General features: G+C 47.2%; 18 protein-coding genes. 16 read left to right on the top strand and 2 right to left on the bottom strand.

The window, feature by feature from the left end; genetic code table 11:
* Positions 1-438 precede the first annotated feature (438 nt).
* The 12 genes from WCK19_RS04570 (at position 439) to WCK19_RS04515 (ending at position 14,057) form a co-directional block, all read left to right on the top strand.
* The gene (locus WCK19_RS04570) at positions 439-2,283 is read left to right on the top strand and encodes an FAD-dependent oxidoreductase (RefSeq protein WP_342396181.1); all 1,845 of its coding nucleotides are present in this window, start codon (positions 439-441) and stop codon (positions 2,281-2,283) included.
* A 79-nt stretch (positions 2,284-2,362) separates the two neighbouring features.
* On the top strand, positions 2,363-3,115 hold the full coding sequence (locus tag WCK19_RS04565) for a cytochrome b N-terminal domain-containing protein (protein WP_342396180.1): 753 nt from the start codon (positions 2,363-2,365) through the stop codon (positions 3,113-3,115).
* A gap of 292 nt (positions 3,116-3,407) precedes the next feature.
* Positions 3,408-4,109, top strand: a complete 702-nt coding sequence (locus WCK19_RS04560; RefSeq protein WP_342396179.1) for a response regulator transcription factor — start codon at positions 3,408-3,410, stop codon at positions 4,107-4,109.
* A 480-nt stretch (positions 4,110-4,589) separates the two neighbouring features.
* Positions 4,590-4,916 (top strand): zinc-ribbon domain containing protein, encoded by a 327-nt coding sequence (locus WCK19_RS04555; protein ID WP_342396178.1) that lies wholly within the window; start codon positions 4,590-4,592, stop codon positions 4,914-4,916.
* 163 nt (positions 4,917-5,079) lie between these two features.
* The gene (locus tag WCK19_RS04550) at positions 5,080-6,039 is read left to right on the top strand and encodes a ribose-phosphate pyrophosphokinase (RefSeq protein WP_342396177.1); all 960 of its coding nucleotides are present in this window, start codon (positions 5,080-5,082) and stop codon (positions 6,037-6,039) included.
* 12 nt (positions 6,040-6,051) lie between these two features.
* Positions 6,052-7,251 carry a PLP-dependent aspartate aminotransferase family protein gene (locus WCK19_RS04545; protein ID WP_342396176.1) on the top strand — a complete coding sequence of 400 codons (1,200 nt, stop codon included), beginning with the start codon at positions 6,052-6,054 and terminating at the stop codon, positions 7,249-7,251.
* Between the two features lie 36 nt (positions 7,252-7,287).
* Entirely contained in the window at positions 7,288-8,148 is an 861-nt protein-coding gene (locus tag WCK19_RS04540) for an MBL fold metallo-hydrolase (RefSeq protein WP_342396175.1), read from the top strand.
* Between the two features lie 5 nt (positions 8,149-8,153).
* Positions 8,154-8,669 carry a GNAT family N-acetyltransferase gene (locus tag WCK19_RS04535; RefSeq protein WP_342396174.1) on the top strand — a complete coding sequence of 172 codons (516 nt, stop codon included), beginning with the start codon at positions 8,154-8,156 and terminating at the stop codon, positions 8,667-8,669.
* A gap of 82 nt (positions 8,670-8,751) precedes the next feature.
* Positions 8,752-9,450 carry a hypothetical protein gene (locus WCK19_RS04530; protein ID WP_342396173.1) on the top strand — a complete coding sequence of 233 codons (699 nt, stop codon included), beginning with the start codon at positions 8,752-8,754 and terminating at the stop codon, positions 9,448-9,450.
* Positions 9,451-9,490: 40 nt separating this feature from the next.
* Entirely contained in the window at positions 9,491-11,041 is a 1,551-nt protein-coding gene (locus WCK19_RS04525; protein ID WP_342396172.1) for an SPFH domain-containing protein, read from the top strand.
* Between the two features lie 612 nt (positions 11,042-11,653).
* Positions 11,654-13,339, top strand: a complete 1,686-nt coding sequence (locus tag WCK19_RS04520; RefSeq protein WP_342396171.1) for an SUMF1/EgtB/PvdO family nonheme iron enzyme — start codon at positions 11,654-11,656, stop codon at positions 13,337-13,339.
* A 184-nt stretch (positions 13,340-13,523) separates the two neighbouring features.
* Complete coding sequence (locus tag WCK19_RS04515; protein WP_342396170.1) at positions 13,524-14,057, top strand: NUDIX hydrolase; 534 nt, start codon at positions 13,524-13,526, stop codon at positions 14,055-14,057.
* A gap of 55 nt (positions 14,058-14,112) precedes the next feature.
* On the opposite strand, the gene WCK19_RS04510 is transcribed toward WCK19_RS04515, so the two are convergent.
* Positions 14,113-15,291: a metallophosphoesterase gene (locus WCK19_RS04510; protein WP_342396169.1), complete on the bottom strand. Its 1,179-nt coding sequence runs from the start codon at positions 15,289-15,291 to the stop codon at positions 14,113-14,115.
* Positions 15,292-15,757: 466 nt separating this feature from the next.
* Between WCK19_RS04510 and WCK19_RS04505 the strand changes: the two genes are divergently transcribed.
* The 3 genes from WCK19_RS04505 (at position 15,758) to WCK19_RS04495 (ending at position 19,406) form a co-directional block, all read left to right on the top strand.
* Entirely contained in the window at positions 15,758-17,248 is a 1,491-nt protein-coding gene (locus tag WCK19_RS04505; RefSeq protein ID WP_342396168.1) for an FTR1 family protein, read from the top strand.
* A 218-nt stretch (positions 17,249-17,466) separates the two neighbouring features.
* Positions 17,467-18,225, top strand: a complete 759-nt coding sequence (locus WCK19_RS04500) for a hypothetical protein (RefSeq protein WP_342396167.1) — start codon at positions 17,467-17,469, stop codon at positions 18,223-18,225.
* Between the two features lie 17 nt (positions 18,226-18,242).
* Entirely contained in the window at positions 18,243-19,406 is a 1,164-nt protein-coding gene (locus tag WCK19_RS04495) for a hypothetical protein (protein ID WP_342396166.1), read from the top strand.
* Positions 19,407-19,451: 45 nt separating this feature from the next.
* Here WCK19_RS04495 and thrB read toward each other — a convergent pair whose 3' ends face one another.
* Positions 19,452-20,486, bottom strand: a complete 1,035-nt coding sequence (thrB, locus tag WCK19_RS04490; protein ID WP_342396165.1) for a homoserine kinase — start codon at positions 20,484-20,486, stop codon at positions 19,452-19,454.
* 106 nt (positions 20,487-20,592) lie between these two features.
* On the opposite strand from thrB, the gene WCK19_RS04485 reads away from it, so the two are divergent.
* Positions 20,593-21,645, top strand: coding sequence for an NAD-dependent epimerase/dehydratase family protein (locus tag WCK19_RS04485; RefSeq protein WP_342396164.1), 1,053 nt, complete (start codon positions 20,593-20,595; stop codon positions 21,643-21,645).
* Positions 21,646-21,660 lie beyond the last annotated feature (15 nt).

Raw genomic sequence — 21,660 nt, 5'->3', positions numbered from 1 at the left:
TGGCAAGCTCATTGGTGTCTTGCATTTTATTGAAAGAATAGCTATAGCTCAAGTTTTGTTCAAGTATTGAAATAGAAATATAGAAGCGGAAGCCGAATTGGATGGCAAGAAACCTAGTTTATAGCTTACTGATGGGATAATGTTATGTGATAAAAATCAGCGGTAGCTTTGACGAACTCAAACCGGAGTGCTATAATCATTTAAGGTTAAAGCATAGTAAATACGTGGTAAATAAAGGTAAACTCAAGCCACGAACCTCCGCTGCATTGAACTCGCTGCTGCTTCCAATATTATTCTAATCTTCAATATCTATTATTTGAGCTTTACCAGTTCTTACAAACTTCAAAACAGGAAGTGAAATATTAGGGTAGTCGGTGAAATACTAGAGTTAGTCGTAATGTATATTCAAAAGGCAACCGGAGGCATTGACGAAAAAGAATGATGAATGATAAATTTCAGAAAAACGCAGATAATCGCTTTGCAGAAGCGTTTGATGATGCATCCTCGACTGAATTGCCCGATACCGATTGGTTCCGTACTAATATACCGTGCCAATATACCTGTCCTGCCCATACCGATGTGAGCAACTACATTGGCTTGGTGGCGCAAGGGCGTTTTGATGAAGCTTATTTGCTGAATCGGCGTGATAATGTATTTCCGGGTATTCTGGGTCGCATCTGCGCTCGTCCTTGCGAAAGCACTTGCCGGCGAGGCTTGATTGATAAAACTATCCGTATCTGTTATTTGAAACGCAGTTCCAGCGATTTCCGCAGCGATAAATTTATACCCAAGCGTCCCCCTATTACCCGCCGTGGAAGGATAGCGATTGTTGGGGCGGGGGCTGCCGGGCTTGCTTGTGCGCGTGATTTGCGTATTATGGGCTATCACACCGTAGTATTCGACATGTTCCCCGAACCGGGCGGTATGCTGGTAGGCGGTATTCCGATTTGGCGGTTGCCTCGCGATGTGGTACAAAATGAAATAGATGAATATATGGATGCGCTCGGCGTGGAGATTCATCTCAACACGCGGGTTGGCAAAGATGTACAGGTAGCCGACCTATTGAAGAATTTTGACGCGGTATTTCTCGCGCCCGGTTGCCAACTACCTACCAAACTTGGTATTCCCGGCGAAAATTTGAAAGGGTTTGAATACGGTCTGTCGTGGCTGGAAAAAATCAACTTCCACCATCCCGAACATGCCACAATGGGCAAGCGTGTGGTCGTAATCGGCGCCGGTTTTACCGCTTCTGACTGCGCTCGCTCTGCGCTGCGTATGGGGTCGGAAAGAGTGTATATTGCCTATCGCCGTACCCAGTTGGAAGCCCCGATGGACGAAACCGAACTGGAAGAAATGGAATATGAGAATATTGATTTCTTGTGGCTGTCAAGCCCGGTTGAGGTGCTGGGGGATGAGAACGGCAAAGTTACCGGTATCAAGATGATTCGCAACAAATTGGGCGAGCCGGATGCCAAAGGTCGCCGTTCGCCTCGTCCGGTGCCGAATAGCGAATTTATAATTCCCTGCGATGTAGTGCTTGCAGCAACTGGTCAGAAGAGCGATGTAAATTTCTTCCCACAAGAACTAGGTGTGAGGATTCTCAAGAACGGTAGCGTTTGGCGCGACCCGGATACGTGGATGACTACTGTTCATCGCCTATTCGCCGGAGGCGATTATACCGAAGGCGCACGCAATATTATTTCGGCGGTAGCGGACGGTCACAAAGTGGCTAACGCGATTCATGAATTTCTTACTAGGGAGAGACCGCCTCGCCGCCGAAGCAGTCATGAAGCGCTGGAAATTTGGCGCCGCTCTCTTGATTATGAAAAACTTGATCGCCAGACCATGCCGACTCTTTCGCTGGAAAATCGTTGGGGTCAAAACATGCGTCAGAATCTTCAAATAGAAGTTGAACTGGGCTTTACCCGTGAAATGGCGATGAAGGAAGCCACTCGCTGCCTGCAATGCGCCTATAACATTCTGATAGATGCTGACCTTTGTATTTTATGCGCCGCATGTGTTGATGTTTGCCCTGAGAAAATCATTCGTCTGGTTCCGCTTAGCGACCTGATGGGAGTTGAAGGGGCAGACCATTATCAGGTTGACCCTGCGCTGTCGGAAGCCCAGACCCTCATTCTCGATGAGAATGAATGTATTCGCTGTGGTTTGTGCGTGGTACGTTGTCCTACTCAAGCGATTAAAATGGCACGCTTCGTTTACAGCGATCCGAAAAACCACTGGTACGTCAGTGAGAAGGGCTTGAGTGCGCCAATTCCCAAATAGCTTGGTTTGCGGGAGATGGTTTAGTTCGGTCATCTCCCGTCTTTCACTTGCATTTTCTCACAAGAGTAGAAATCGGAGAATGGCTAACAATAAAGATTCCCAGAAATTTGTTCGGAATTTCCTCAAAGGCACAGAGGAGTTTGGTTCCAGATTCTGGAAAAGCATTTTCAGACATATCTGGCTCGAACGCGCTCGAACGCGCTCGTTGGAGACTATGAGCAACGTATTACTTCATTTGCACCCAACTGCAATCCGCCGCGCTTCCCTAAAAATGACCTATACCTTCTGTCTTGGCGGCTTGAGCTTTTTCTTTTTTCTGACTCTAATCGTTTCTGGCGTGCTTTTGATGTTCTACTATGTGCCTTCGGTTACGCAAGCCTACCAGAATATAAAAGACCTCGAAACGGTAGTTTTTGCAGGGCAATTCCTCCGTGCTATACACCGTTGGTCGGTGTACGCAATGGTCATAACCGTCTTTTTGCATATGTGCCGGGTGCTTTACACTCGCGCCTACCGCCCCCCTCGTGAATTTAACTGGATTGTAGGGCTAATGTTACTGTTAGTAACCTTACTGCTCAATTTTAGCGGCTACCTGTTACCGTGGGATCAACTATCTTTCTGGGCGGTTACGGTCGGTACAAACACCACAAAAGTCACCCCATTTCTTGGTCCTGAAGCCCAATTCCTGCTCATTGGCGGGTATGAAATCGGTCAAAATGCGTTGCTAAGCTTCTACACACTCCATGTAATTACTTTACCGCTGGTCGCAGCCGGGTTGATGTCATTACACTTCTGGCGTGTTCGCAAAGATGGTTTTAGTGGCGGATTGTAGTGTAATCTACCCGGGCGCAAACCGCGAATGGCTGGCAAATAAAACGAGAGCAGGAAAAAGCTCAAGAACATATTAGTAAATATTCCTGCAAAATTAGCAACCGTTAGCGGTGATAGCCTAAGACTGGAATAGGTGGTTACAAACCTATTGTTAAAATGCCAACCGCTATACCCAGAATGGGGTACAATTAAACTTGTGGCATTGGAGGAATCGCAAAATATAGTAGTGTGTGCCAGTTACAGAAATGCGTGACTAAAGCTATCTTGAAAAATTAAGACTAGAAAAACATGCTATGGTAAAAATTTTGATAGCCGATGATGAGCCGGACGTGGTAGAAGTTATCACCGTTGGGCTTAGGATGAACTCACCTGATTGGGAAATAATTAGCGCAGAAGATGGGCAAATGGCAGTTGAATTATTTCGCAAAGAGAACCCCGATCTGGTAATTCTTGATATTAATATGCCACGCTTGAGCGGTTTGGAGACTTGCCATATCATCCGCCGCGAGCATGCCGATGTGCCGATTATCTTTCTGACGGTCAGGGATGATGAAATCGAGAAGGTGCGCGGGTTGGAAGCAGGCGCAGATGATTATATTATCAAGCCCTTTAGTTCGCTTGAACTGGTGGCGCGTATCCGGGCGCAATTGAGACGCACTATGAGTTCCAAAGCCACCGCTATTAAAAATATGGTGGAATATCAAGGACTGAAGATTGATTTTGTAACTAAAAATGTAACCCTTGATAACCATCCGGTGCGGCTTACTTCGATTGAGTACAATTTGTTGTATTTGCTCGCCAACAATCCCGGTAGGGTGGTTTCCCATGATTACTTATTAACCAAAATATGGGGACCGCAGTATCAGGATGCTTTGGACTACCTTAAAGTTCATATCCGGCACTTACGCGAAAAATTGGGGGATGATGCCCAGAATCCGCGCTTTATCTTTACCGAGCGAAGCAAGGGCTATCGCTTTACTGCACTGCCAGAATAAACCTCTAAGCGTCTAAAGGAAGAATCCCACAAGGTCTTTTGAAAGGACATTTATTTGGTGAATAAATTTTAACTATGTGTTAAAAAAGTATTGCATTTGTAAAAAAATTTTGCTAGTATTTACCTTGTACTCATTATTAGAACTCGCACACAAAATAACCAGTTATAGTTTGGAGCTTCAATTACCTGAGAATCAGGCGACTTTGAAATTGCTTGATTAGCCTGCAATGGATTCTAGTTGGCAATGATGGTTTTCGACTGTCCGCCCAAGACCGGATGTTCCAGCTTTCATGGCTAAGTTTAGTCCAATACATACTAATCGGCAACTCCTATTATCAATTGGAACGAGTGTTAGCCGCTAAGATGAGTAAGTTCTTTGATGATAAATGTTATCAAATACATTTATCTAGGCTAGACAAAATTTTACAATCGCAATCTCCAGTTTCAGGGATTTCACGGCTACTTCTTAAGGAGGCCCAAGGTGAGTTTTGAGGATAAGACCCTACAGTGTCGCGAGTGCGGTGCTTCGTTTACATGGACTGCCGGTGAGCAAGAGTTCTACGCTCAAAAAGGATTAGTGAATATACCTAGCCGTTGTACTGACTGTCGCAAGGCACGCCGGTCAACTGGTAACTTCGCTTCATCCCATTCGTCCGAGCGTTCCGAGCGAGTCCGCCATCCGGTAACATGCGCCTCCTGTGGTAAGCAAACCACTGTGCCATTTGTACCTAAGTATGATCGCCCGGTTTTTTGTAGTGATTGCTTCGACCGCAGCCGTCCTTCAGCAGGTGCAGGAGCTTCACGCTAGGTACTGAACAATAGAACAGAAAAATAGAATAATTTCCCCTTCCATTAGTATAGTTAGCGGAAGGGGTTTTTGGTTTCTGACTACCTGAGCTATTCCGGTTTTGTGATATACTTATCTAAGCGTGCAGGTTAAAAGCTTAGTGAATTGGAAGGGGTTCTAAAGGGTGGGTTCTCTTTATAATGAGGTAGGCGTGTTTTCCGGGAATGCTAACCCGGCGCTCGCGAAAGCAGTTTGCGAGTATATAAATATCCCTCAAGGACGTGCTCAGGTTTTTGAATTTTCCAACGAGAACATTTTTTGCAAAATTGAAGAGAGCGTGCGTGGTAACGATATTTACTTAATACAACCGTTATCTACTCCGGTGAATCGCTCTGTCATGGAGCTTTTAATCATGATAGATGCCTTCAAACGCGCTTCCGCCGGGCGTATTACGGCGGTTGTGCCTTACTACGCTTATGGTCGCACCGACAAAAAAGACCAACCCCGTGTGCCAATTACGGCGAGGTTGCTTGCCGATATGATAACGGTGGCAGGCGCACATCGCCTCATGACCGTAGATTTGCATTCCGGTCAGATTGAAGGCTTTTTTAATATTCCGGTTGATAACCTGACCGCGATTTACCTTCTGGCAGACTATTTCAGGGATAAAGGATTAGACAACCCTGTGGTAGTTTCGCCCGATTTAGGTAGCGCCAAACGCGCTAGAAACTTTGCCCAATTGATTAATGCTCCTTTGGCAATTGTGGAAAAACGTCGGATGGGCAACGATGACCGTTCTTCGGTGTTGAATCTAATCGGTTCGGTGGAAGGTAAACAAGCTATTCTGATTGACGATGAAATTGATACTGCCGGATCAATTACTCAGGCTGCCGATACCGTGAAGAAAGCCGGCGCAACCGCTGTTTATGCCGGGTGTGTGCATGCGGTGCTGAGTGGTCCTGCCATACAGCGGCTAAAGGATAGCTGTATTGAAGAACTGGTTTTAACCGATACTATCCCGCTTCAGGAGAACAAGCAATTAGATAAAATAAAGGTTCTATCAATTGCCCGGTTGCTAGGAGAAGGCATAATGCGCGTCCACGCAGGAGCCTCGGTAGGGGCGATGTTTCCTAAGTTGCAGTGAAAGGAATTTTAGATGTTGCAACCGAAACGCGCACGGCGTTCACAGCAAACACTGGCGGCGCATGCGGGTGAGCTAGAAATCACTCAGGCTGGTCGCCCTTTGGCGATGCCGCTCTACCAAACAACGGTGTGGGGCTTTGATAACGTAGAAGATGCCAACTCCATTTACCACGACCCAAGCAAAGGCTGGGTGTATTATCGCTCTTCGGGACCAAATCAATCTGCTTTTGAAAAGGCTTTCGCGCAAATGGAAGGCGCGGAAGCCTCTCGCGCCACCGGGAGCGGGATGGCTGCCATTTTCACTGCATTAATTACCGCTGCACAAGTGGGCGACCATATTATTGCGGAAAAATCTATCTATGGCGTTACGGTGTCGCTGTTTTTAAAGCAATTGTCTCGCTTTGGCATAGAAGTAACCTTTGAAGACCTGTCGGATGAGCAAGCGGTTAAAGCCGCGCTCAAACCCAATACCAAAGCTATTTTCTTTGAAACTCTGGGTAATCCGTTGGTGGGCGTTGCCGATTTGGGGGCGCTGGCAAAGCTGGCACGCGAGAATAAGTTGGTATCAATTGTTGATAGCACTTTTACCCCACCCTATCTGGTGCGTCCTCTCGAATATGGGGTGGATGTAGTTGTACACGCCACTACCAAATACGCTAACGGTCATAGCGATGCAATGGGCGGCATTTTGAGCGGTAATAAGGATTTTATCAAAAGGGCTATCGAAAGCGCTCAGCTTATCGGGCTTACCATGAGTCCGTTTGATGCGTGGATGAACGTGCGTAGCCTCAAGACCCTACCCCTACGAATGGAAGCGCATTGCCGTAATGCCCTTATAATCGCGCAATGGCTGGAAGCGCAACCACAGGTTAGCCGCGTGCATTATCCCGGTCTGGAAAGCCACATCCGCCATGAATTGGCGCAACGCCAGATGCCCAAAGGCTTTGGCGGTATGCTTGCGTTTGAAATCAAGGAGGGCGGCGCAGATGCGGTGCAGCGTTTCATTAAAGCGTTGGAGCATATTCCCTATGTTCCCAGTCTCGCCGATGTAATTACAACGGTTAACTATCCGGCTATGACCAGCCACCGCCATCTGTCATCCGAACAACGCAATGATGTAGGCGTTACTGATAGGTTAGTACGTATCTCGGTGGGCATCGAAGACCCGGCAGACATAATAGCCGACCTTGAACAGGCGTTGAGCGCTCTCTAGTTCGGTTTTATTGAGTAGTTTTGTAGAAAGAAAATTATGCGGGTAAAGTCGCTTTCTAGCGGTAGCAGCGGGAATTGTTATCTGGTTCAGGCGGGTGGTCACAGCCTTCTCATAGATTGCGGCTTATCGGCTACTGCCCTTCAAAAATTTCTGGCGTTAGAAGGGGTAAATATTGCTGAATTAAGTGGCATCTTTCTAACCCATGACCACCATGACCACCTCAGTGGGGCGGGGCAAGTTTCGCGCCGTTGGGGTATTCCCATTTTCGCCAATAAAAAGACCCTTGACGAAGCAGCGGTGCGCTGGGCAAAAATAGAAAAGCTATCCCAGCAACGTGCCACTGCCACACCTCCAGAAAGCCGTAATTACAACACCCGCTTGTTTCCTACCGGGAAAGCTACCACCATTGGCTCGATTGAAATAAACAGCTTTCCCGTTTCGCACGATGCCGCCGAAACGGTTTGTTATACTTTCAAGGCTGACGGCGTGCAGGCTGTAATCCTTACCGATTTGGGCTGTGCTAATCCCCAAATTTACGAACCGTTGTTGCAAAGTCGCTTGATAATTCTTGAGGCGAACCACGAAGAAGAAAAACTTTGGGCTGGCAAATACCCCTATACTTTGAAAAAAAGGGTTACAGGCGATAAGGGGCATCTATCCAATCGCCAGTCCGGTGAAATATTGCGCTATTGCCTCGAAAACACCGGATTAGAGCCTACCGTGTGGTTGGCGCATTTGTCGTCTGAAAACAACAGTCCGCAAGAAGCTACCGCCACCATCACAAAAATGCTAGAAGAAGCGGGCATTGCGCGTTTTCCGCTCAATATTGCGCTGCGTGACAAGCCGAGTCTCGTTTACGAAACAGAACAATACTATTATCAAGCCAGTATGTTCTAAACATTATGGATAAAATCGAGAATATTGATATAGCCACTGCTTTAAAGGTTCTACCGGAACTAATCGAACTGTTACGGGATTCGGTTGATAGCGGGGCTTCGATTGGTTTCTGGAGTCCGTTGCAATATGAAACCGCTTTCGGGTATTGGCAAGATATAATTAAAGAGCTAGAGAAGGGCTACCGCAGTTTGTTGGTGGGCTATTCGCATGGAAAAGTGGTAGCCAGCGCACAGCTATCATTCATTTCCAAGCAAAACGGCTCGCATCGCGTCGAATTGCAAAAGCTAATGGTTCATACCAAATATCGCGGTTTGGGCTATGGACGTGACATACTAACGGCTTCTGAGGCGGAGGCAAAGACGCGGGAATGTCGCTTACTATTTCTCGATACGAGAAAGGGCGATGCCGCTGAGCAGCTTTACATAAAACAAGGCTACACTTGCGCCGGAGTAATTCCCCAATACATTGTTGAAGCAGATGGCACTTTTACCGACACCGTGATTTATTACAAACTCCTTTAAAATCGCAACTTTCCAACCGCCGGTATCGTATTCAATATTAGTAATTATGAGTAATTGATTAATTCGGCAGGAGATGGCAAACATGGAATGGCTAAGCGGTTTATTTCTGGGCTGTTTCATTTTCGGATTGGTATTTACCGTTGCTTCGTTCTTGCTAGGCGGCTTCAGCCACTTTGGCGTTCATGCTACACAAGCGGGGCATGATGCCGGGGCAGCCCATTTTCACGCCGGACACCATGCAGCCCCTCCCCATGCTACTGGGCATAATGATAACAACAACGCTGGCGGGTTTGGCTGGTTTAGTTTTAACGCGCTGGTAGCTTTTCTCACATGCTTTGGCGCAGGCGGCTTTATCCTGAGCGAAGCTGGCGTGCCGAAAATTTTCACAGTACCGGGCGCATTAGCCACCGGGCTGGTAGCTTATTTTCTGGTTTACCTCTTTATTGTTAAATTGCTGATTCCAGCGCAAACTCCGGTTATGCGCGAGGAAGATTATGACCTCTCCGGCACAGTCGGCAAAGTTACCGGAACAATCTTCAAGGGCGGTTTGGGTGAAGTAACCTACACCAAATTCGGCACTACTCGCGCTATTCCCGCACGTAGCGTTAAAGACAAAGATTTCCCCCATAATTTGCAGGTAGTAATTCTCAGCGCCAAAGATGGAGTTGCTCTGGTAGATAATCTTGAGGAATTGCTGGCGGGAGATGAGCAGAAAAAATGGGAAGAATCAGGCATCTCGTTAGATACTCCCGCACCTGAGCAGGAAAACAGCAAAGCGTAAATTAAAATTGTTGGGATTCGATTGCTGAAAGGCAGGAAATATGGAATTACCAGTTATAGTCGGTTCGGCGGCAGGCGTGGTAGTGCTGCTGCTGCTAGTTCTCGCCGTTTCACTCTACCGGAAAGTTGCTCCCAATGAAGCCCTAATCGTATTCGGCGGCGGCGGCACACAGGTAACGGTAGGGGGAGGGCGCGTGGTATGGCCCTTTATTCAGGAATCAAAAAAACTATCGCTTGAATTGATGAGCTTTGATGTTGCGCCCCAACAGGAATACTATACCCGTCAGGGTGTAGCAGTAATGGTTGAAGCGGTAGCGCAAATCAAGGTTCAAAATGATCCGGTCAGTATCCGTACCGCCTCCGAGCAATTTCTCACCAAATCTCCGGGAGAACGCGAGGGTTTAATCCGGTTGGTGATGGAAGGACATTTGCGCGGGATTATCGGGCAACTGATGGTCGAGCAGATTGTAAAAGAGCCTGAAATGGTAGCGGAACGCATGCGTGCTAATAGCACCGATGACCTTCATAAAATGGGGCTTGAGGTTATTTCGTTTACCATTCGTGAAGTGCGCGACAAAAACGAGTATATTGCCAATATGGGCAAGCCCGATATTGCGCGTATCAAGCGCGATGCGGATGTGGCAACTGCCGAAGCTGAACGCGATACTGCCATTAAACGAGCGCAGACCTTGCGAGAAGCCAGCATTGCCCGTGCGGAAGCTGACCAAGATCGGGTAATTGCCGAAACCGCCTCGCAAACCAAACAGGCGGAAGCCACCCGCGACCTTGAACTAAAACGCGCTGAGTATATGGGTTCGGTGCAACAGCAAAAAGCCAGCGCGGATAAAGCCTACGATATTCAGTCCGCCATAATGGAACAACAGGTTATGCAGGCAAAGGTAAGGGTTGAACTTGTTCGCAAGGAAGAGGAAACCAAAGTACAGGAAGCCGAAATTGCCCGGCGCGAAATGGAGTTGAACGCCACTATCTTGAAGCAAGCTGATGCCGAGCGAAGAAAAATTGAAACTATGGCGGAGGCAGAACGCAATCGCAAGGTTCTGGAAGCCACCGGACAGGCAGAAGCAGTACGTTTGCAAGGTCAGGCTGATGCCGATGTAGTGGTGTTGCGTGGTAAAGGTCAGGCGGAAGCGATTCGGCAACAAGGTTTGGCAGAGTCCATCGTTATCAAGGCGAAGGGCGAGTCCGAAGCCGGAGCGATGAATCTCAAAGCTGCTGCGTATCATGAGTACAATCAGGCGGCAATTCTCGATAAATTGTTGAGCGGTATCCCTGAACTGGCGCGGGCAATGAGCGAACCGCTTTCTAAGGTGGACAAGATAACGATTGTCAGCACCGGAGAGGGCAACGGACGCGGCGGTATGGGCGCAAACCAGATAACAGGCGACGTTACTAAGATGATGGCGCAAGTGCCGGCTTTGTTTGAATCACTTACCGGGATGAAGATTTCAGACTTAATGGAACAGATTCCGGCTATCAAGCAAGCACTTAACGGCAATGGCAATTCAAACGGTTCCGCGCATTTGGAGGCGTTTGCACAGGAAATTAAGCCGGATGAGCAAAACGCCAATTAACGCTATTGTGCCTAAGTAATCTAAAATAAAGGAGTGTGTGATTGTCGATAGGTCATTCACCCCGTTTTTATTCAAGAAGAAAAACAGGCAAGGGGTTTAAACTCCTTGCCGCCATTCTTCCCTATTAAAATCCCCCTTTGTTGGTACAAAACCACATTCGGTTTGCAGGGCTTTTGCAAAGTCAGTATTTATATTTTCAACGGTTCTTCAAACCACCAAGAAAATCGTTTTTGTAGGGGCGACGCTGGAGTCGCCTTTCGTCCGTTGCCTCAACCCCATGAGATTTGTGCCTCCCAAGCATCGCGATGCGCCCCTACAAAATCACCTCGCACCCTTGCCCAAACCCCTTTGAGAACCGTTTTATAGAGGACAATTCCTTTCTTGCAACAGCCCTAATTCGGTTTGCAGTACATTTCCTTTGCCAAAAGCAATTTGTTATAATAGCTATGTTTATTAAACTTACACTATTAGCCGCAAACAAGCCACGCTCATTATACGCGAGGGGATGCCTGTACCAATGCGCTTTAACCAACGCCGTACCAACGCCGCTATGCTGGAGAAGCCTACCTCCACCGCGTATTTCCGCGACCGGGCAGAAGGGAGTCCGGCGCAATGAGTGAGCGCGAGAATTTGCAAAACTTGCTGGTTTTGACCAAACGCCGTTTGGCAATTTTGGAAGAGCAAAGGGCTGTATTCGGTGATACCAACGTACCGCCACAGGTCGTAATCCAGATTCAGGATGCTGAAAAGGAAATTGCCGACCTCGAACAGAAGCTCCGGCAGATTGCGCCCAACACCCCACCCAATAATAGAAAATTGCTGATGCAGTTTGAACAGGCGGTATTTAACCGCGATTGGGAGACCGCCATTTTGCTCGGTGAGGAAATCATGGGCAATTCTTCCACCAATCCGCAGTTTGAAAAAAGCCTTGCTGCCGCCTACTACAATCGCTTCCACGCCCATTTTGAGAAAAGCGAACTGGAAAGAGCCTTTACCGACCTGACCAGCGCGATTCACCTGAACCCCCATGAGCCTGAGTATTTCTATTGGCGGGGGGTTGTCCACCACAATCATACTAACTATGACTCGGCTATTGCCGACCTGGCCACCGCTATAAAACTCGCGCCCGAATATCCGCACCCTTACTATTGGCGCGGCGATAGCTACCTTAAACGCAACAAGCGGCAGCAGGGCATGGCTGATATAAAAGCTGCGCTGGAAAAATACAATGCCGCCTTACAGGATAGCGCCGATGACCACGAGCTATTATATGGGCGCGGGTTGACGCTGCTGGCGTTAGAGCAGTGGCTGGCGGCTAAAGCCGATTTTGAAGCGGCGTTATGCTATGCGGTTGAGCCGTTTATTTTTATGGCAAAGGATAAGCTGGCAAAACTGGAACCGCTACTTCTGAAGCAAGAGCAGGAACGCCTGTTGCTCGAACTGGAGAACCTCAGTACCGACCACCCACGCCGTATGAAAATCGGTGACCGTTTGAGCGAAATCGGCGACCCGCGTTCCGGCGTAGGAGTAGCCGCTAATGGCGTACCCGATATAACGTGGCTACCGGTACATCCGGGCGGCAAGCTGAAAATTGGGGAACAGACCTTTGAAATTCAGCCCTTTTATATTGCTAAATATCAGGTGACTTACGCCCAATATGACGTTTTTGTGCAAGCGGCAGATGGCTATAACAACCCGGAGTGGTGGCAGGGCTTCCCGCCGAGACGCCAGCCGCAAGGACTAGATGAGCGATACCGCAAGAACTCGAACAACCCACGTGATAACATCTCGTGGTATCAGAGCGTGGCGTTCGGGCGGTGGCTGAACAAGCGAATGCGGGGCTGGCAATTGCCCAATCCGGGCGGTGGGAGCAAGCCATTAGTGGTGGGCGAAAACGCGCAGGTGCGTTTGCCAACGGAGTGGGAATGGCAATGGGCAGCACAAGGCGGCAGCCAACAACGCGAATACCCGTGGGGCGCGTGGAAAGAGGGGTACGCCAACACCAGAGAAGCGGGTTTGCAGCGAACCACGGCGGTAGGGATGTACCCGCAAGGGACGGCGGCATGCGGGGCGCTGGACATGATCGGCAACCTGTGGGAGTGGTGCCAGAACAAGTACAAAGAGCCGGAAGAAGTGGCGGTGGACGATAGCGGTGATTGGAGAATGCTGCGGGGCGGGTCTTACGACTACGGTCTAGTTGTTGCGTCCTGCGTGTACCGCTTCAACATCGACCCTGACGGCGGTGCCAACCCTATCGGTTTTCGGGTGGTGGTGTGTTCCGCTAACGCGCCCCTCTGAACTCTGAATCCTCTGAACTCTGAGCCTCTGGCGCTCTTTCCTCTAAATTAACCCAAAAATCTTGGGAGAGGGAACGGTCAAAAGGGTAAGGAGTAAAGAGAATTCCGTACGCGCGTAGCGCCGCCCGAAAATTTGGGGTTGTGGCTGATTTTGTTTTTTCCTCGCACCCTGCTAAAATATTCACATGAGCGAAATACAACAAGAATGGCAATATTATCGAGTGTCGCAGGGCGTTCTGGCGCATCGGGGCAATGTGTTACTGGTTGCCAACGATTACGGCTACCCGGAGTTACTGTGGTCTCTGCCGGGCGGTAGGCTAGAACCGGGCGAACAGCATAAAGAGGCGTTGCAGCGCGAATTTCTGGAAGAAACGGGCTTGCAGGTGACGGTGGGCGAACTGCTCTACGCGGTTGATTCTCGCTCCGAGATAGCGCATAAGCAATTTGTCACGCTGGTATTCGAGGTACACCTACTCGCGCCGGAGGTTGAGCCTGAATTAATAGCTGAGGTGAACGGTCCCGTAAAAGAGGTGCGCTTTGTGCCTTTCGCGCAAGCGCCGGAATACATCCCGCGTCCTAGCATGGGCGAAGGGCTTCTGAATTACCTGCGCTACGGCAAAGAAATGTCACGCTATTTTATCTACCCAGAATACCTCACCACCGAATGGCAACCTCTACGCTGGTATCCTAGTACGCCGGAGCGTCCCGCTGTTCCGTAAACAGGGCGAGAAGGAAAGCGAAGCGGCTTCGTGAAAGTGGCGCGAACCTCAGAAATCAAGCAGGGACAAGCGTAAGTGCCGATATTTCGGGACGGGCAAATAGCCGGATACGCGGCGTATTTATTCCCTCAAAGCCCAAGCCCCGCGTCACATAAAGCATAGTATTGACGGGATTAGCCAGCTTGTACAAGCCTGCCGCATATTCCGTACCGTAGCGACTGGCGGTAAAAATTGCCCCTACAAAGGGTAGCGCGATTTGCCCGCCATGTGTATGCCCTGCCAGATACAAATTTATATTAGCAAGGCTCTTTTCTTTGGCAAGGTCGGGCGTATGGTAGAGCAAGATTTTGTAAGCGTTCGGGTTTAACTCTGCGCTTAACTCAACCAGCATTTGCCCGTCATCCCGGTAACGGCTTGGAATACCTAGAATTTCGATTTTGTTGCTGTCAATTTCCAGTCGCGCAATTTCATTGTTGAGGAAATGGACGGGCGTATCCTGCAAAGCCACGCGCGTTTCCTCAATATCATCCACCGAACCGCCCACCGCATACACCCCGTAACGTGCCTGAAGATTCATGAAAAAGCGGTGCATATCGGTGTAGGTTTCAGGCTGATAATGGTCAACGTTTATAAAATCCCCGCTAACGAGCAAAAGGTCAGGCTCAAGCTTGCGAATAGCGGCAATCGTCTCATCCTCGCGCCGCCCCCATCGCTCCATATGCAAATCGCTGATTAACACGATTTTCAAGGGGGGCGAACCGGGCGCAAAACTGGCAGCGGTCAGGGTAGTATAGGTGGTATCCAGCCAGAACGGCTCGATGTATGCGCCGTATCCCAGCAGCAGCAGCAACGCTAAATGTCCGGCGTAATAGGCGCGGGTCAAAAACTTCCAATTTTGGTGCAAGCGATTTATTTTTATTAGCAGCGAGAACAAAAACAAGGTAAAGCCCAATAGTAATAGATAGATTACTCCGAAAACTATAATGACAGGTTGGGCTGCTCCATAACTCGTTCCGGTGGGGTTCTGCAGCGAAATTAGCAGCGTGAACCCGAAATATGCGCCAAGCGTTGCCATTACCAAATGCCTGATGAAGCGCTTGCTCTCTTTGTGCAGACGATGAAGTCGGATAACTCCCAACAGCCCAAACCCAATGGAGGGCAGGATAAACGGCAATAAAAGTTTAAGTTGTATTAAAGGGTTACTGCTAAATATTTTGAAAACGAAATTGAGCAAAAACAAACCTCCCAGAGAAAAGATGAAACCTATTAACCATAAGGTTTCAAATTATTGGTGCTATTATATGTAATAAACGTTACATATTACCTTACTATTCGTATCCATAGTTAGAATCCAGCCATCTGTGGCAGGGCTGTTGCATAGTCAGTATTTATATTTTCAACACTCCAGCCAAACCATCAAGAAGATTAACCCGTAGTGGCGACGCTGGAGTCGCCCTTCCTCCGTTGCCTCAACCCCATAAGATTTATGCCAAACAAAAAGGGCGTGTCGAGCCACACCCCTACAAAATCACCACGCGCCCTTACCCAAACCCCTTTGAGAACCGTTTTATAAAGGACAATTTCTTTCTTGCAACAGCCCTGAGCGACGTTTTATTAGCCTTGACAGTATAAAAATATTAGTATATACTAACCTTGATAAAACCTACTATTAACCAATACAAGTGTGGGAGCTAGACAAGGTGAAAACTTCAAGGATTCGGCTGTTGGGACTACTATTATTGCCACTTCTTCTTTTAAGCTTTCTTGCAGTTCCGGCTCGTGCTTCTAGCCCGGAAGATGAGCTTCAGCAGCTTAATGCTCACGTAGAAACCGCGCTTTCATTGGCTAAGTCAGGTGATTTAGCGGCAGCGCAAGAAACCTATAAGCTTTTTGAAAGCTCTTGGAGCGCGGTTGAAGATGGGGTAAAGGAAAAATCTAGACAAACTTATTTAGATATTGAAAACAAAATGCGCGATATTACCGAAGCTTTTGCCTCACAAAAAGCTGATAAAGTGGCTGAAACGCTGGACAATCTCTATGATATTAACCTAGCATTTATTCAAAGTAGCTCACAAGATATTAGCGGTACTCCAGTTGATAGCAAACCAACAGTAAGCGCCGTATTGAGCAAACTGGATGATGCACGCGCTTATGTCATTAGTGGTAACTATGCCTCTGCGTTGAATGATGTAAAAGAGTTTCAGGTAGCATGGTTGAATGTTGAGGGGCAAATAAAGACTCGCTCGGTAAATGCCTATATCGGCACTGAAAACGATATGAGCCTAGCTTTCAATTTGCTTTCCCAAAATTCACCTCAAGCTAAAGAGGTTCTGGATCGAATGTATTCGCGTCTTGAGCCGTTTAACAATGCCGGGAACTATGGAATATTCGATGCTGTAGCAATAATTTTGCGTGAAGGTTTGGAAGCTCTGCTGGTTTTGGTTGCCTTACTGGCGTTTTTGCGAAAATCTGATAACAAAAGCGGACAGAAATGGGTGTGGAGTGGCGCTATAGGGGGGTTGGGAATCAGCGTTGTGCTGGCGGTACTGATTCAGTTAATCTTCACAAACGCTTTTAGCGGCGGCAATCGTGAAGTAATGGAGGGCTTTGTCGGTTTATTTGCCGCGTTAATGCTTGTCTATGTTAGCTATTGGTTGCATAGCAAATCTAACATAAAGGAATGGCAGCGCTATATCAGCGCAAAAACTAGCAATGCGCTGGCAAAGGGCAGTTTGTTCGGTTTGGCTTTGCTGGCATTTTTAGCAGTGTTTCGGGAAGGCGCTGAAACCGTATTATTTCTATTGGGTATGGCAGGTTCAATCAGCCTGTTCGACCTGTTAGCAGGTTTGGGCATTGGGTTGGCAATTCTGCTGGTAATCGGTATTTTAATAATAGTGGCAGGAGTACGAATACCCTTACGCCCTTTCTTTATGGTAGCTAGTATTTTGGTTTTCTATCTATGCTTCAAGTTTTTGGGAACAGGTATCCACTCTTTGCAAGTAGCCAATCTGCTATCGTCCAATACTAGTACAATTCTTCCGGCAAATGAATTTTTTGGGATTTTCCCAACATGGGAAACTACACTCCCGCAATTGCTATTGTTCAGCGCGGGAGTTGCGGTCTGGTTTATAGGCATACGCCAATCCCGTTTGCATCCACACAAATCTGTTACGGCACAAGCTTCTGAATAAATTTTCGACTTGTTATATATTAGCCCCTTATATTTGGTAAGGGGCTTTTTTTATTATGGCAGGCTCTTTAATTTTGTTAAAAAATAAGGTAGAAACCCTATAGGAGTTCTGAAAAAAATGTGTTAAAATCTGGCTACCGCAACACTTGAGAACAGCAAAATTCCAACTTGCCCAAAATCAAAATATGAATTGGGTGACCTAACAAAAGGGTAAGACATATGAACTTCACGGTTATGCTTCCTTTGCTCGCCAGCATAGTTAGTTTCATTTTTGCGTTGATGGTATTCGACCAGTTTATTTTGCGACACAAGACCTACCAAGTCATTTGGACTATTGGCTTATTGTTGTTTTGCCTTGCTGCCTTTTCCCAATTTCTAGGAACTTCCAACGGTTGGATAGAAAATGCCAACTACTACCGGCTGTGGTATTTGGCAGGTGCGATGGGTACAAGTTCATTTCTTGGTATGGGTACAATCTTCCTGATTGCTTCTCGTAAAGTTGCGCTTCCCGTATTGGGTATTCTGATTTTATGCTTCATTACCGCGCTGGTGTTGGTATTTACCGCACAGGTTGATTTATCGCAACTTCCGGCTAATGCAACCGAAGAGGTTACAGGTAAAGCCTTCCCTACTTATGTCAGAGTAATGACCCCCTTCTTTAATATTTTTGGGGCAGGGTTTCTCTTATTTGGCGCAATCCAAAGTACGTTTGTTTTCTGGCGCAAACGCATTAGATTTTACAGGGTGTTGAGTAATATTTTTATTGCGCTAGGGGCTTTTGCTGCTAGTAGCGCCGGTTTCATAACCCGCTTTAATTTGAGCGGATCTGATGCCTTTTCACTGGCAACCTTGTTGGGCGTGACTTTTATCTTTATAGGCTTTCTTATCAGCATTGAGGTTTTCGAGGAAGTACGCATTCCTTTCACCCGTATTTTGCTCAAACGCCGTAACAACGTACTGAGCGGCTCAAAACAGTAAAAGGCAGCGTAAATTAAATGGATTCAGCTTACGAAGAATTTTGTCTAAACACGCTACGTGATTTAGTCTCTATCCCGACTGCCTCTTTTTTTGAGCATAATATTCTGGCTTATATCGAAGCGTTTCTAAAGCAATACAATATTCCCTATACGATTGATCGTTGGGGTAATATTTTGGCGCATTATTCTAAAGGCGTGAATATTCGCCCACTTGCACTGATGGCGCATACTGACCATCCGGCATTTGAAATAACTGCTAAAGGCGCAATTGAAGGCTTCCCAAACGCAAACCTAACTGCGCTTTTGTTAGGTGGGGTTAACCCGCTTTGTTTTGAAGGAGAGCCACAGGTCAGAATTTATAGCCTTGATTCCTCCAAGCCTTTTATTGCTGGAAAAATCGTTGGATACAAAGCTGAATCTCTACCTCCTCGCATGGTTGAATTGTATCTTCAAAGTGAGATTGAACTACCGGAAGGCTATAAATTCGGGATTTGGGATTTACTTGATTTTCAAATTAGCGATGATTTTATTTATGCGCGGGTTATAGATGATTTGGCGGGTTGTGCTGCTGCTCTTTTAGCTTTACATAAAGTTGCAACTGACGAAGTTGAAGCCAATTTGTACGGCGTTTTCACACGCGCCGAAGAAGTCGGCTTGGTTGGCGCAGATATGGTTTTTCAATCCGGCGCATTGCCGTTAGATACGCTGGTGGTTTCGATTGAAGCCAGTAAGGCTTTACCCGGCGCAATTCAAGGGGAAGGTCCTGTAATCAGAGCAGGGGATCGCTTTTCTACCTTTGATTCGGAAGCTGAGTTTGTTTTGAATCGGGCTGCTCTTAAAATGGGCTGCGATTTAGTGGCACGCTCTTCTCAGCCTGTAAAAATCCAGCGTCAACTAATGACGGGAGGAAGATGCGAAGCCAGTTCTGCTATTTTGAACGGCTATAAGGCAACCGGATTAGCTTTTCCGCTTGGCAATTATCACAATGTTTCCGATGACTCACCCGGCAAACCTTATCTTGCTACCGAAAATATACATCTTCAGGATTATTTGACCGGAGTAAAATTATTGCAACAAGCTGCAGCGCTTATGGTGGATTTGCCGGCTATTCGCGCTAAATATATTGCCAAAGAAAAGCCGGATTTCACACTTGCAGCCCGTCTTGAAGAATTATCACAGTAGTATGCATTGGCACAACCTTATACGTAAGATTGTGCCACCCTTTACCTATAGCTCGTAACCGATTAGCGGACCTCCCAGCCCGATTTCTAACTGTTCGGTACGACCGCTCAAACCCAATTCTCGTGCCGTTTTCAGGAAAGCCTCATGGATTTGGGGAACTCTTTCGCGAGGAGTAAAGGCTAATACCGCCGACCCTGCGCCACTCAACGCTGCGCCATATGCGCCCGCTCTTTGTGCGCCATCAATCAAGGCAGGAAGCTGCGGGAAAATTTGACCTCGATAAGGCTGATGCAATCGGTCATTCATTGCCTCTGCCAGCCATTCCAATTTACCGCTCGGAGCAGTGAAAGCGGCTATAAATAAGGCTGCTCGGCTTGAGTTATGGGCTGCGTCTTGCATGGAAACGCTTGGCGGTAAAACGGCACGCGCTTCTTTGGTACTCATTTCAAAGGATGGTATAAATACTACTGTTGTCAGATTTGTCGGAGTTGGTAGGGATACTACCAAGGGGTTACGCCAAGCCGGACCACCATCTATGTTTTTAAATTCTGCGGGGGCGGTATCTTCATGCTCGTTGTCATCGGCAGTAGCAGCGAAATAGGGCGCCGCAGCGGCGGGCGCAGAAACCGCCAGAGTTAGACCGCCAAGCAACGCGGCTGATACGTTATCGGGATGTCCCTCTATTTCTGTAGCAAGCCTAACCAGTTGGTTGGTGGAGGGGTAATTGATGCCGCCATAGGCGCGGCGGCAAAGCGCATCTGCGCCAACCAACCCACCCACGATTGCGGCAGCGCTACTTCCCAGACCTCTGCCCAAAGGAATCCGGTTTTCAATTTCCAGCTTGAAACTAGGTACTTTATAACCGGTATAACGCTCATAAACCCTAATTGCATCATAAACCAGCTTGCAACGTTCTTTTAATAATTTATCGGCTCCTTCGCCTTTTACAACCAGTATCTCACCTTCATGTGTTCCACTTTCAAAGATAAAATCGGTATATAATGCTAATGCCAAACCAAAGGCATCAAATCCACAACCAAGGTTTGCAGATGAGGCTGGAACTTTTACTCTGATACGCAATCTTTTTTCTCCCTTTACCTTGCCCGGCTATTTCTAAATATTATACTGAATTATGATAAAGCCGCGCTTGCAGACTGTCAACAAGGGATGTAAAAGATGGTATATAATGGTTTACACTAGATACCGGGTTTCTAACGAAAGGAACTTTAATTTGCCAGATTTTAATCGGAATAATTATCTGGAGGCATACAGAGGCAGCAAAGTTCTCATTACGGGGGGGGCAGGCTTTCTCGGCTCAAACATGGCACATCGCCTTGTACAAATCGGAGCGCATGTAACCGTCGTTGACTCTATGATTCCAACTTACGGCGGAAACCTATTTAATCTGGAAGATATTATCAATAAGATTCATTTTAATATTTCGGATGTCCGTGACCAAAATTCGATGTCTTATCTGGTAAGTGCTATTGACTATATTTTTAATTTGGCTGGTCAAATCAGCCATCTTGATAGTATGTTAGACCCCTTTACCGATTTAGAAATAAATTGCCGCAGCCAATTAGCTCTATTGGAAACTTGCCGCAAGGTAAATCCTACCGTTAAGATAGTTTATGCCGGAACTCGGCAGATTTATGGCAATCCAGATTATTTGCCTGTAGATGAGAACCATTTGGTACGTCCTGTGGATGTAAATGGGATTAATAAAGCAGCAGGTGAACGTTATCATTTGTTGTACCAAAGTGTTTATGGGATGCGGACTACCTCTCTGCGCCTGACCAACTGCTATGGTCCCCGCCAGTGGATGAAGGATAATCGCCTGACCAGTCAGGGTTGGTTGCTTAGGTTGATAATGGAAAATAAGGAAACTCAGTTATTCGGAGACGGGCAGCAACTACGAGACTTGAATTATGTGGATGATGTGGTTGATGCTTTCTTAAGGGCTGGCGCGATAGAAGCAAGTAACGGTCATTTTTTTAATTTGGGCGGAGAACCTTACTCTTTGTTGCAACAAGTAGAAACTATGATTGAGTTGGCAAAACGGGGTAGTTATCGGCTAGTACCTTGGCCACCTGAGAAAAAAGCCATCTCGATTGGAGATTATTATGGCGACTACAGTAAAATAAAGGCAATGCTCGGTTGGGAACCTAGAACCGACTTGCGTACTGGATTGAAGCAAACTATTGAATTTTATGATAAATACAAGGAATATTATTTTTAATAATACTCAAAGGAG

The sequence above is a fragment of the Candidatus Chlorohelix sp. genome, assembly GCF_037138995.1.
GTDB lineage: Bacteria > Chloroflexota > Chloroflexia > Chloroheliales > Chloroheliaceae > Chlorohelix.
The sequence above is the reverse complement of the archived record's forward strand: the minus strand, read 5'-3'. Positions and strand labels throughout refer to the sequence as shown.